Annotated in this window: 11 protein-coding genes; 7 read left to right on the top strand and 4 right to left on the bottom strand. The window is 44.8% G+C overall.

The features are described from left to right. Positions 1 to 92 precede the first annotated feature (92 nt). Positions 93 to 1,067 carry a polyprenyl synthetase family protein gene (locus ACYVE4_RS11815; RefSeq protein WP_461040072.1) on the bottom strand — a complete coding sequence of 325 codons (975 nt, stop codon included), beginning with the start codon at positions 1,065 to 1,067 and terminating at the stop codon, positions 93 to 95. A 261-nt stretch (positions 1,068 to 1,328) separates the two neighbouring features. On the opposite strand from ACYVE4_RS11815, the gene ACYVE4_RS11820 reads away from it, so the two are divergent. Further along, entirely contained in the window at positions 1,329 to 2,315 is a 987-nt protein-coding gene (locus ACYVE4_RS11820) for a patatin-like phospholipase family protein (protein WP_461040073.1), read from the top strand. Between the two features lie 20 nt (positions 2,316 to 2,335). On the opposite strand, the gene ACYVE4_RS11825 is transcribed toward ACYVE4_RS11820, so the two are convergent. The 3 genes from ACYVE4_RS11825 to ACYVE4_RS11835 form a co-directional block, all read right to left on the bottom strand. Further along, positions 2,336 to 3,595, bottom strand: a complete 1,260-nt coding sequence (locus ACYVE4_RS11825) for a ComEC/Rec2 family competence protein (protein WP_461040074.1) — start codon at positions 3,593 to 3,595, stop codon at positions 2,336 to 2,338. A gap of 12 nt (positions 3,596 to 3,607) precedes the next feature. Then, positions 3,608 to 4,477 carry a glycerophosphodiester phosphodiesterase family protein gene (locus ACYVE4_RS11830; protein WP_461040076.1) on the bottom strand — a complete coding sequence of 290 codons (870 nt, stop codon included), beginning with the start codon at positions 4,475 to 4,477 and terminating at the stop codon, positions 3,608 to 3,610. 75 nt (positions 4,478 to 4,552) lie between these two features. Then, positions 4,553 to 7,939, bottom strand: coding sequence for a TonB-dependent receptor (locus tag ACYVE4_RS11835; RefSeq protein WP_461040077.1), 3,387 nt, complete (start codon positions 7,937 to 7,939; stop codon positions 4,553 to 4,555). Positions 7,940 to 8,305: 366 nt separating this feature from the next. Between ACYVE4_RS11835 and ACYVE4_RS11840 the strand changes: the two genes are divergently transcribed. The 6 genes from ACYVE4_RS11840 to ACYVE4_RS11865 all read left to right on the top strand — a co-directional run bounded on the left by ACYVE4_RS11840 (position 8,306) and on the right by ACYVE4_RS11865 (position 12,528). After that, complete coding sequence (locus ACYVE4_RS11840; RefSeq protein ID WP_461040078.1) at positions 8,306 to 9,082, top strand: alpha/beta fold hydrolase; 777 nt, start codon at positions 8,306 to 8,308, stop codon at positions 9,080 to 9,082. 8 nt (positions 9,083 to 9,090) lie between these two features. Then, positions 9,091 to 9,792: an SAM-dependent methyltransferase gene (locus ACYVE4_RS11845; protein ID WP_461040079.1), complete on the top strand. Its 702-nt coding sequence runs from the start codon at positions 9,091 to 9,093 to the stop codon at positions 9,790 to 9,792. A gap of 18 nt (positions 9,793 to 9,810) precedes the next feature. Continuing rightward, positions 9,811 to 10,449: an MBL fold metallo-hydrolase gene (locus ACYVE4_RS11850; RefSeq protein ID WP_461040080.1), complete on the top strand. Its 639-nt coding sequence runs from the start codon at positions 9,811 to 9,813 to the stop codon at positions 10,447 to 10,449. An 85-nt stretch (positions 10,450 to 10,534) separates the two neighbouring features. Further along, positions 10,535 to 11,206, top strand: a complete 672-nt coding sequence (gene pssA, locus ACYVE4_RS11855; protein ID WP_461040081.1) for a CDP-diacylglycerol--serine O-phosphatidyltransferase — start codon at positions 10,535 to 10,537, stop codon at positions 11,204 to 11,206. Next, a complete protein-coding gene (purS, locus tag ACYVE4_RS11860; protein WP_461040082.1) occupies positions 11,203 to 11,454 on the top strand; it encodes a phosphoribosylformylglycinamidine synthase subunit PurS in 252 nt (83 codons plus the stop codon). The genes pssA and purS overlap by 4 nt, the downstream gene beginning before the upstream one ends. 66 nt (positions 11,455 to 11,520) lie before the next feature. After that, on the top strand, positions 11,521 to 12,528 hold the full coding sequence (locus tag ACYVE4_RS11865) for a 3-oxoacyl-ACP synthase III family protein (RefSeq protein WP_461040083.1): 1,008 nt from the start codon (positions 11,521 to 11,523) through the stop codon (positions 12,526 to 12,528). The last annotated feature ends 9 nt before the right edge of the window (positions 12,529 to 12,537 follow it).

Below are 12,537 nucleotides of genomic sequence, written 5' to 3' on the forward strand. Positions count from 1 at the left end.
ATAAAGTGGTACAAATGTACAAAACAAAATTGGTGGGCTCGATGGTGCGCAATGAAGGGATTATGATGAAAAGGTTGCCTTCCAGCTACCACTTATTTACTCCGATCAATGGTGTATTGTACCAGTTGATGCAGTGACTGGCGATAAATTGACTCTGGAAACGAATTGAGGAGATTTTGCGCTTCAGCAACGTATCGATTCATAGCCTCAGTCGCATATTGAATACCATTCGACTGCTTGACGAATGAGATTACCTCGGCCACTTTTTTCGGGTTTTCGCTATCGTTTTTGATAATGTTGATAATACGCCGTTTTTCCAGAAAACCCGCTTTATTTAGGGCGTAAATAAGCGGCAGGGTCATCTTTTTTTCTTTGATATCAATGCCTAATGGTTTCCCAACTTCGGCTGTCCCATAATCAAACAGATCGTCTTTGATTTGGAACGCAATCCCTACTTTTTCGCCGAATACTCGCGCTTTTTCAACCGTCTCTGGATCAACGCCTACTGAACGAGCGCCTACAGCGCAGCAAGCCGCAATCAACGAAGCCGTTTTCTGCCGAATGATTTCATAATAGACGTCTTCGGTGATGTCTAAACGTCGGGCTTTATAGAGCTGAAGTAACTCCCCTTCGCTGATTTCCCGTACGGCACGCGACACAAGTTGCAACAAATCGTAATCACCGTTATCAACGGAAAGTAACAGGCCGCGCGATAATAGATAATCGCCAACCAGTACGGCTACTTTATTTTTCCAGAGTGCATTGATGGAGAAAAAGCCGCGTCGATAGTTCGAATCATCGACAACATCATCATGTACGAGTGTGGCAGTATGGAGCAATTCGATGAGCGATGCGCCCCGGTAGGTTGCTTCCGTAATCTGTCCGCAAACTCCAGCCATCAGAAAGACAAACATGGGCCGGAGTTGCTTTCCCTTCCGCTTCACGATGTAATTCATGATTTGGTCGAGCAGCATGACATCGCTTTTCATTTGACCCCGAAATTTCTGCTCGAACAATTCCATTTCGGCAGCAATCGGAGCTTGTATATCTGCGACGGTGAGAGGCATATGGGAGTTCTTAGTTGACAGTCGATAGTTGTTAGTGGTCGGTCAATAGGTTTAAGAATACGTTTCTCATTATTGACTAACGACTGATAACTATCGATTATCGACTGAATTTCTGGCAATATTAGTAAGGAAAGAGCAGACGCCGAAAAAGCCGTTTAGAAAACCAGTCCTATTGTTTACAACTATCACGGACTCAATTCGTTTTGTTTATTACTTGAAAAGCTTCAACTTACTACGGATAAAACAGCTTCCTGATTTTCCATGATTAATAATCCTACCCCAACCATTCCAAAATCGGCCAATATCCCATCCAAAAATCAATCCCCTATTCATGCTCTGGTACTGGGCGGAGGATCTCTCAAGGGCGCTTTTCAGGTAGGTGCCGCCATGGCACTTTTTGAGTCAGGATTTGCCCCTGATCATTTGTATGGTATTTCGGTTGGCAGTCTCAATGCGACGTTTATTGCCAACGAAGCTGCTAAACAATATGCTGAGTCAGGGCAGATTAATTGGGAAAAAGTAGGGAAGCAATTGATAGAATTCTGGATACGTAACATTACCAAACCCGATGATGTAGCCGTTATTCGGTCCCGATTTCGGATGGGTTATAATACCATTATGAGTCGGTTTGATGGTCTTCTCGATAATTCACCGATACAAAATCTTATTCGAAATCACGTTGATCTGGAAGCGATTAAGAATGGGCCGGTTAAATTGAAAGTAGGTGCAGTCGACATTATTCAGGGCGATATGGTCTATGCGGATGCGCACGATCCTAATTTTTTAGACTACGTATATGCGAGTAGTTCGTTGCCTTTTCTAATGCCTGCCATACAAATCGGGGGCGATCACCGACGGGCGTTTCTGGATGGTGGTTTACGCGAAGTGGCTCCTTTACGCGTAGCCATTGAGGATGGCGCTACGGATATTGCCTGTATAGCCTGTCATGCCCGGAAAATTTACAATGAGAAATTCAACTACCGCAACTTGCTTAATTTAATGGATCGAGTAAAGGATATTACTGTTAATCAGCTGGTTAACAATGATATTGCTTGGGCTGAGCGTTTTGCAGAACGCGAACAATATCAAGGACGACATCTGCAGTTAACCATTATCAGACCTACCGAACCTCTTTCCCTCAACTTAATGAAATTCACGTCTGAAGACATCAGCAAAATGATCGTCCAAGGTTATCAGGCTGGTACGGATGCGCTAAAGGCCGCTAAGGCAAAAAACGCGAAAGGGTAAACTCTTTCTTAATTTTTATTTTATCGTGCCTGATAAGGCCCATGAATGGCCTTGACCGTAAATGATTCATCCCGGTCATCTACTACAAGGACACGATACGTTTTTCCGCCCTTTTCGACTCGTATCACCACATGTCCTGATTCACTTTTTAGTTGAGGTAACAAATCACCAATTGTAGTTTTTGCCGCTTCCAGCAAATTGGTTGCGAACACATCCCGTTCGCCTGCGTAATACTGATCTGAAAAAAGCCGCTCTAGAACATCACGACCCGGATGGGAAGCAGCCCAGGCCGGGATAATCAATACTCGCGGTTTTAAACTGGCTAGCAGCGAACCGTTTTGGGAATCTGGATAGCCATGATGATCTACAAGTTGAACGTCAACCGGTCCAGTTATTTTCGCCAGGGGCGTTTCCACGTCGTGCCAGGCGGGTGCGCCAAACTGAAGTACGCCCTGCAGATCTCCACCCGAAAAATAATCGAAGTTGCCGTAATGTAACTGGAAGGCAATACTGCACATATTTTCGTTCGGGTAATCGGCGGGTTTTAATGTACTCAATTGAGGAAATAGAGTTTTTGTTCTTACACCTTCACCTGTCCAGATTTCGCCATTAACCATCAGATTTCTGATTTCGAATAGGAATTTTCGGCTTACCGATTTCGGTTTTACAGAAACTAATTGGTCCGTTCGGCCCGCTTGAAATCGCTCAATTACTAGTTTCTTATTTTCTTGCTGCCACTTTAGGAAGCGACGATAATTAACCACCATCGAATCAGCTTCTAACGGGCGTGGGTAGGTATAATCGGGCCAGCCGCGATCAACTATTTTCCGAATAGGAACATATTCTGCCACTTCAGTAATCCCGGCCAATACATATCCCCCGATTGATCGTTTCGTCACATTGAGCGAAGAACCCATGTGATCGTCGTGGAAATGCGAAATAACTGCGTAATCAACAGCAGGATTGGTCTGAAAACGTAACGTATTCCGAATGTATCGAGCGATCCACTCACCTGCCTGACGTTCATTTGTAGGCTTGGTTGGAATGTTTCGCGGTTTGTTGGTTCTCCAGTCAAGAGAGTTAATCGCCCCCGCATCAACCAACATTGTCGTACCATCAGGCAAGATGATAAAGGTTGAATTTCCTTGGCCGGTATTGATATGATGAATATCAAGCTGACCAGGTTGCCAGACAGGAATTGACTGTCCGATTTGCTGCGAAAAAGTGGTCTTGGCTACTGCAACCAATAGCCATAGAAATAACCAACAACGATAGTTCATATAAACTGGAGCTTAGAATAGAGTCGATACAGCTACCGGTCGATCGGTGGTAATGATGTCTCCCCCTTGCCTGACTAATTCTCGATACCCAGTCGTCGCTTCAGCTATAGGCTTTTCATCTAATTGACCAGGACCATACGTGCCGATCGAAGCCGGAATACCGAGCTTATGTAAACGTTCATAAAATGAAACGGGCTGGAGTTTCTGCGGAGTAAGTGCAATTAATCGTCCTGATTTGACTAATGGCTCTTTTTCAAATCGATCGAGATCGGCCATACTGTTGACACCAACTGCCAGCCAAAGCGTTGGGTATTGATCGCGAACTCGTTGGGCTTCTGCTAATGAATAGCAAATGACAAAGACCGAATGTACAGCCTGATGCTTTTGGACCAGTTTCATAACCTGGAGTGGATCAGTACCTGGCTTTACATCCAGTGCCAGCATATACCGGTTTTTATTCCAGACCAAGATATCCGTAAAGGTGGGTATGTGCTGATCAGTTAAATCACCACTGAGTGTTTTGAGCTTAACCTTTCCAAGATCTGCCAACGTCCATTCAGCAACGGCTCCTTTCGCTTCTGACTCTCGATCCAGCGTAGGATCATGCAATAGCACATAGCCACTATCACGAGTCATGCGTACATCCATCTCAATAATGGCATCTGGAAGCACTTTTGATGATTTCTCGAACGTAGGTATCGAATTCTCCGTATCCGTAGCTCCAGGTCCACCACGATGCGCTAAAATAAGGGGATATTTACGACCGGGCTTTACTTGAAAATAGGCGTCAATCGTTTGACTGTCGCGAAATCGATTTACTCTCTGCCCTACCCCTTCAAAGGCTATCAGGCTAATTAAAATTATGACAAGACTGGTTTTCATCGTATGAATTTAATCCAATAAAAATCCCCCGTCACAACAGCTGTGCGGGGGATTTTTTCAATGAGAAACAATCGCTTAGAACGAGTAACGAACGCCAAGCTGAGCCTGCCAAACGTTATCAACATTTATGCTCTTGGTGAATACGTCCTGCAAAAGAGCAGTTTGACCATTAATAGATTGTGTACCTAAACGATAGGTTGGCACACCAGCTGCGCTTACGCTAACCAGCGACAATGGCTGAGTAGAGGTTGTAGCCCAACCTACACCAGATTTACCACCTGACAACAGGTTACCTACGTTCAGGATGTCAGCACGGAACTGGATGGTGTGCTTAGTTCCTTTTGCGCCAACAGCAACATAGAACTCCTGAATAGCAGTAAAGTCAAAACGAAGCAGATCTGGAGAGAAAACTCCATTACGCTCTACATACTGGCCACGACGGCTATTCAGATAGTCATTATTGCTAATGTACTTATCGAAAGCAGCTTGTTGTTGTTCTGGAGAATAGATAACTTGTGATGCACCCGAACCTACTGTCAAGGCTGAGAAAGTCAGTTCAGAAGCGCTTCTTGGAATATAAAGCAGGTCATTAGCCGTTTGTCCGTCCCCGTTCAGGTCACCACCAACAACCAGGTTGGTTTTGTAACCCGTTGTGTACTGACCACCCAAGGTAAAGGTTGTCGATCCGCCAAACTTGCCACCATAATTCAACCGGTAGTTCAGGTAACCAATTACCCGATGGCGAAGGTCATTATCACCAAATGAAAGACCCAAATAGTTTTGACCTTGTACTGTTGGTACGTTGGCCACAACTGTGCTACCTACCGACTGAATGTCACGGGCCAGACCGTATGTCCAGGCCAACATTCCACCAAAACCTCGGTTAGCGGGTTTTTCTAATTTAGCCGTAAACGTGTAGGCATCACCCTCCGTTGAATTTTTCAGGATAAATGCATTCGTGATGGCTGTGTTATTAAAACGAGCAATGTTAACAGCACTCGTAGCTGGGCCTTGTGAACCAGCTACACCTGATGCAGGGAAGCGGTTACGGGTATCAGCACCACTTAGTACACGATCAGGAGCTTTCAGGTTAGCATCAATGTAACGCAGACCATACAACGTCTTGTTATAGATAACTTCCAACGTACCAATCAAGCCCCAAGGCAAACGCTGATCAATAGCTAAGTTGGTTTTCCAAACAAGCGGATATTTCAGATTCTGGTCCGTAGCGTTAATAACGTATGGAGTCAGTTTCGTAATATCAGTTTGTTGTGGATCAGGCCGTACCGCTGCTGGCAGTTTGCTTGGATCAGTCACAAATGGATAAGCTGTTGTGTTGGTAGCTGCAATCAATGCTGTGTTTACCCCATTATTACCTAACTGGTTCGATACCAATACCTCTGGAATCCGAGATACGAAGAAACCACTACCACCGCGGATCTGGGTCATCTTATCGCCTTTTACATCCCAGTTAAAGCCAATACGAGGAGAAACCAGTAATCGGGCTTTTGGGAAAGAACCTGTCGTAACTTTGTAGTCAGCGTTATTCTCATCCTTAAACGTCAGACCAGCCACAACCGGGTTATTGAAATCCACAGCTGTTGAATTGTCATAAGCAAAAATATCAGCCCGTACACCTGCTGTCAGTTTGAAATTCGGAGTAACCTGAAATTCATCCTGAATATAAGCACTATAAGTACTTCTGTGCAGTGTTTGTAATGGTTCGGCACCACCAGGTAGCAACGAATACCGTAGGTTATAACGTGCTACAGATACTGGCGATGTTGTGCTAGTTGGATTGCTGATCGAAGCAAGGGCGGCTGCTTTAAAATCAGCAATCGAGTTATAAACATATACACCGTTTGATGCAGGGAAAAATACGTTATTTGAGGTATATTTCTCGTAAGCCAAACCTAAGGTAAGTGTATGTTTACCAGCAAAATAGCTGAAGTTATCCGTCACATTTAGAGTCGAATAATTCAACTTGTTATTCGGCGTAAATGGATCGAACCCAACCGTTGTGTAGGTCGTTCCATCTTTTAGAATGTCGACCGTTGGGAAAATACCCGTTTTATAAGTACGGTCTTCGATCTGCTTATTGTAAGTAACAACGAGTTTGTTCGCAAATTTACCACCGAATGTAGAGTTCAACTCAGCCGCAATCGAACGGGTGTTATCGGCAATGATATACCCTGTGTTTTCAGGAGAGATTGCTAACGATGAGTTTGTCCGGTTACCGTTACCAGCGGTGTTGCTACTATTACTATTACTGATAATCGAACCTGACTCTGAATCGTGGTGCGAATAACGAATAGACAGTTTGTGGTTATCGTTAATGTTGTAATCTAAACGCAACAAGGCTTTAGTACTCTTTACCTCATTGTTGAAGTTATCGAAAGCGCCAAGATTGAAGTTAAAATTGGTGCTCATGAACGAGCTAAGATCATTCATGTCTTCCAATGTTACCCGCGATACGTTACCTGTTGTACCTGCTCCCCGGTTAATTACCCAATCCAGAGCAGGCTGGCTGCTTTTGTATTGTTCAACGTTTGCGAAGAAGAACAGTTTGTTTTTAATGATTGGACCACCAATCCGGAAACCTTGCGTTTTCTGATCAATATTAACAGGCGGTAAATCCCGTCCGTCAGCCTGTTTACCAACCAGGCCATTATTGCGCCACAGGTAGTAAACCGATCCAGAAAAATCGTTCGTTCCTGAGCGAGTTACTGCGTTAATGCTCGCTCCTGAGAAGCCAGTCTGACGAACATCGAAAGGAGCAACGTTCAACTGAATTTCGTCCAAAGCATCTAACGAAACAGCTGTTGTACCTGTTCGGCCGCCAGCCTGAGCCGAGTTACCTAAACCAAAGCCGTTGTTGAAAACCGCACCATCGATCGTGATGTTGTTAAAACGAGCATCCTGCCCACCAAATGACTGACCATTGCTATAAGCATTGTATTTAGTAATATCACTAATTGTACGGCCTAGGGTTGGAACTGTATTGATCGTTTCACGGCCATAAGAAGCAGCAGCACCAGTCCGGTTCGAGCTAATAATACCGCTCCGGTTACTAGTTACAACAACCTCCGTTAAGGCTGTGCTATTATCGACCATTTTGAAGCTTACGTCGGCTGAAGTACCCAGGTTTGTGAAGACACCGTCAACTACCTGATCCTTAAAACCAACGTAGGTAGCAGTGACTTTAAATGGTCCGCCTACCCGAACGCCGGGAAGCGTGTACCGGCCAGCGGCATTAGTTGTCGTACCGTATCGGCTACCGGATGGCTCGTGAATAGCGACAACAGTAGCTCCAGGCAAGGCACCACCTTTATCATCGGTCACTTGGCCGTTGATAACTGAGGTCGTTACCTGTGCCATGGCTACGCTCCCACCGAGCACAGCCAAAAGCATACTGCCGACCAGCACAAAAGCCACTCGAAATTGCAGTAATTTTTTAGACATAGAAGTGTTTGTTTGGTTAGTACAATTGAGATAGCTGTCCATTTGGATATACTCCCAATTGAGAGACAAAGATGCTAATTTTTTTGAGGTTACAAAATAGTGCTATCTTAAAAAAGTACCACCATATCAAATAGTATAGACAAATTTATATGTTAAATCCTATTTTTAAATGTTTACGTTCTATAAAATTACATTACCATATTGTTAAGGGATTTTCAGTATATGATCTTCTTTTTGTACCAATTCAAGTGACTTCCTTCGCAATCCCAGGATATCTGCCCGCTTTCCTGTTATTTTCGTTTTACTTTTGCGGCTTCATAAGACGTCAAAACATTTTCTTTCGCAGCTTTTGCGATTTCGTTTTCTATGAAATTATTTTTTCGGCAAACCGGCGAAACAGGCCCGGCGATTGTTATTCTTCACGGCGTTTTCGGTTCATCTGACAATTGGCTGACAACTAGTAAAACGATTGCCGCTCAAGGGTATAGAGTATTTGCTGTTGATCAGCGCAATCATGGACAATCACCCCGTGGCAATGAACATGATTACCACAGCATGGCAACAGATCTGCACGAATTTTTAATGGATCAGCAGATTGATAATCCAATACTGGTTGGGCATTCTATGGGAGGTAAAGCCGTGATGCAATATGCCATGCTTTATCCTAAGACATTTCAACAACTTGTAGTTGTCGATATAGCTCCCAAGTTTTATCCGGTCCACCATGCCGAATTGATACGGGGTTTGAAAGCCATTAATCTGCTGGCGATCAAAGGCCGGACGGAAGCTGATGCGATTTTACAGCAATACGAACCTTCGCTGACCGTACGGCAATTTTTACTGAAAAATTTGTATCGCACCGATCAAGGTCAATTCGACTGGCGCATCAATATACCCGTTATTGAACGGGAGTTACATGGCATTGGCGACGAGTTGACCAACCCACAAATTGTAACGGAGCCAACGTTATTTATCCGAGGCAGTGAATCACCCTATATTCTGGATGAAGACATTCCGACCATCAAACGGATTTTCCCGAATGCGCAAATCGAAACCATTCAGGGAGCCGGGCACTGGGTGCAAGCCGAAAAACCGGTAGAGTTTGTTGATACGCTGTTATCCTTCATAAACCGTAATTCGTAAACCAATACGTGCCTACGCTTTATCTCATCCCTACCCTACTCGCCGAAGGTACTGCCGATCAGGTTCTCCCTGGGTCGATTCGGGAAGTTATTGAATCGACAGATACATATTTTGTTGAGAACGTGCGCTCAGCCCGACGATTTATCAGCGGCCTGAAAACCAGTCGAATTATAGATGAAACTACCTTTTTCGAACTAAATAAAGATACGTCGCCTACGGATACACGTCGGCAGATTCAGAAATTGACTGAACGTAAGCAGAACGCAGGAGTCTTATCTGAAGCAGGTTGTCCGGGGGTAGCTGATCCGGGTGCGGTGGTGGTTGGCATGGCGCATACGCTGGGTTGGCGAGTAGAGCCATTGGTTGGACCGTCCTCTATTCTTCTTGCGTTGATGGCTTCTGGCATGAGTGGGCAATCGTTTGTTTTTCACGGCTATTTACCTATCGATCGGCAAGATCGCGCCCGAGCTATCCGTCATCTGGAAAAAGAAGCTCAGCAGCGTCAGCAAACGCAGATTTTCATGGAAACACCTTACCGAAATGATTCTCTGTTTGCTGACGTATTGGCGAACTGTCAAACAAACACACGTCTATGCGTAGCTTGTAACGTCACGTCACCGGATGCGTTTATTCGTACGCTGACCATCCGAGAATGGAAATCTCAACCACCGGATTTGCACAAAAAACCAACGGTGTTTCTACTTTTGTAATTGTTCTGGTATTGCTTCATGATCCAAGCCTTCACATTTTCGCCGTTTCAGGAAAATACATATGTCATTGCCGACGATACAACTGGCGAAGCCGTTATCATCGATCCAGGCTGTTATGAACAGGCCGAAAAAGAAGCGTTGTGGCAATTTATTCTGGCCAACAAGTTAACGGTCAAATACTTGTTACTAACCCATTCACACCTCGATCATGTCTTCGGCGTAGCGTATGTAAAACGTAAATTTGGGGTGAAAGCCTACCTGCACGAGCTGGATATGGTTATTTATAACGATGTCCCATCCCGCTGCGCTCTGTATGGACTTCGTGGGTACGAACCTTCTGAAATAGATGCTTTTCTGAAAGAAGGTGATCAATTTCAACTAGGGACTATTTTGCTTGATGTTGTCTTCGTACCGGGGCATGCGCCAGGTCATGTAGCCTTTATCAATCATGCTGAACGTTATATTGTTGGGGGCGATGTCTTGTTTCGTGGCAGTGTTGGACGAACCGATTTCCCCTACTGTAATCATGCCGATCTGATCAACAGCATTCGAACCGAGTTTTATACCTTGCCCGACGATTACGTGGTTTACCCAGGACATATGCAACCAACGACCATCGGACAGGAAAAACGCACAAACCCTTATGTAAAACAGTGATAAGTGATAAACGATGAGTGATGAACCTGATTAGGCTAAGAACGTTACTCATCACTTATCACTCATCGTTCATCACTACTATATAATGAACTTGCTCAAACACCTTCCGAATGCCATGACCTGCGGCAATTTGCTATGCGGATGTATTGGTCTGGTCATGACACTACGCGGCCATCTCGATACAGCCGCCTGGTTGATCGGTATAGCAGCTATTCTTGACTTTGGCGATGGATTCGTAGCTCGTTTGGTGAAGGTATCTGGACCATTTGGCAAAGAACTTGACTCACTGGCTGATGTCGTAACGTTTGGTGTACTTCCCGCAACAATTGTATTTCAGCTTTGCTGGTTTCAGGGCTTAGGCACTATTTCCTACGGTGCTTTTCTGATTGCGGTTTTGTCGGCTCTTCGATTAGCTAAATTCAATATTGATACGCGGCAAAGTGATCAGTTTCTTGGTGTACCTACTCCGGCAAATACGATGTTCATAGCTGCTTTTCCGTTGATGGAAAAGTATCAGTCACAGTATGATGCAATTTGGAAACATGACGTTGGCCTTGGGATCATGATTGCTTTTTCGTTTTTGCTGGTAACAGAAATTCCACTTTTCGCCCTCAAGTTCAAATCGTTTAGTTGGGCCGAAAATCGGATTAAATATAGTTTTCTGATTGCATCCCTGCTTCTCCTGTTATTTTTGCAGTTCGCAGCCATACCGCTCATTATTTTACTTTACATACTTGTGTCACTAATCTCAAAATGAAATACATCGCCGAAATTAACATCATGACCCGTTCGGAAATCCTTGACCCACAGGGCAAAGCCGTTAAATTGGGCCTTCATAATCTCCAGATGGACACGATCGATAATGTTCGTATCGGAAAACATATCCGGCTCGAAGTCGATGCAGATACCGAAGATCAGGCACGAGCAACGGTTGATTCTGCATGTCGTCAATTACTGGCTAATCTGATTATGGAAGAATATTCGTTCGAACTGCAACCCGCCTGAGATTGAAAACCTCGTAGATTCCACTATAAGGTTTAGTACCTTTGCCGACTAGTTTACGATCGACAAATGAATACGCTTTACGCAAGTATCAAAGGGTTAGGCTTTTATGTACCCGAGAAGGTGGTTACAAATGATGACCTGACACAATATATGGATACATCCGATGCCTGGATTCAGGAACGGACGGGCATAAAACAACGACGGTACTTTACGTATGGCAAAGATACCAATGCCAGTATGGCAACGGCGGCATCGCGTATGGCCCTTGACCGAGCAAATGTTGATGCCAAAGAAGTTGATCTTATCGTTTACGCAACTATTACCCCCGATTATTACTTTCCTGGCTCGGCTTTTCTGATGCAACGTGAGCTAGGTCTGGAAGGTGTTGGGGTGATCGATATCCGTAACCAATGTTCGGGATTCGTGTATGCGCTTTCTATTGCCGATCAGTTCATTAAAACGGGAATGTATAAAACGATTCTCGTGGTCGGCTCCGAGATTCAGTCAACCTTTTTAAATAAGAGTAACGAAGGACGCGGGGTGGCCGTCATATTTGGAGATGGTGCCGGGGCAGCTGTGGTACAATCTACCACCGATCCAGAGCATCGGATTCTTTCCACGCATCTTCATGCCGACGGGCGCTACGCCGAAGAACTGTATGTACGTGATCCTGGTAGCAGCCGCGACGGGCGCTGGATAACCGAAGAAACGCTAACGGACGGCAATTATAACGTGACTATGAATGGAAACGCAGTATTTAAACATGCCGTCGTCCGATTTATGGAGGTGATTAACGAGAGCCTGGAAACGAACGGTTTCAAAGCTGAAGACCTTTCCTTACTCGTCCCCCATCAGGCCAATATTCGGATTTCAGAATACGTTCGGCAGCAGATGAATCTACCCGAAGAGAAGGTGTTCAATAATATTCAACACTACGGAAATACAACTGCAGCCTCCATTCCGATTGCCCTCACCGAAGCTTTCGAACAAGGTAAAATTCACCCGGGAGATCTGGTATGCCTTGCTGCGTTTGGCAGCGGATTCACCTGGGCATCAGCATTAATAAAATGGTAAATGATTGAC

This window comes from Spirosoma harenae, from assembly GCF_054776975.1.

Excerpts from the sequence above, each read along its gene's own strand:
- ACYVE4_RS11815 (WP_461040072.1), bottom strand. The coding sequence starts at position 1,067 with ATGCCTCTCACCGTCGCAGATATACAAGCTCCGATTGCTGCCGAAATG.
- ACYVE4_RS11820 (WP_461040073.1), top strand. The coding sequence starts at position 1,329 with ATGATTAATAATCCTACCCCAACCATTCCAAAATCGGCCAATATCCCA.
- ACYVE4_RS11825 (WP_461040074.1), bottom strand. The coding sequence starts at position 3,595 with ATGAACTATCGTTGTTGGTTATTTCTATGGCTATTGGTTGCAGTAGCC.
- ACYVE4_RS11830 (WP_461040076.1), bottom strand. The coding sequence starts at position 4,477 with ATGAAAACCAGTCTTGTCATAATTTTAATTAGCCTGATAGCCTTTGAA.
- ACYVE4_RS11835 (WP_461040077.1), bottom strand. The coding sequence starts at position 7,939 with ATGTCTAAAAAATTACTGCAATTTCGAGTGGCTTTTGTGCTGGTCGGC.
- ACYVE4_RS11840 (WP_461040078.1), top strand. The coding sequence starts at position 8,306 with ATGAAATTATTTTTTCGGCAAACCGGCGAAACAGGCCCGGCGATTGTT.
- ACYVE4_RS11850 (WP_461040080.1), top strand. The coding sequence starts at position 9,811 with ATGATCCAAGCCTTCACATTTTCGCCGTTTCAGGAAAATACATATGTC.
- pssA (WP_461040081.1), top strand. The coding sequence starts at position 10,535 with ATGAACTTGCTCAAACACCTTCCGAATGCCATGACCTGCGGCAATTTG.
- purS (WP_461040082.1), top strand. The coding sequence starts at position 11,203 with ATGAAATACATCGCCGAAATTAACATCATGACCCGTTCGGAAATCCTT.
- ACYVE4_RS11865 (WP_461040083.1), top strand. The coding sequence starts at position 11,521 with ATGAATACGCTTTACGCAAGTATCAAAGGGTTAGGCTTTTATGTACCC.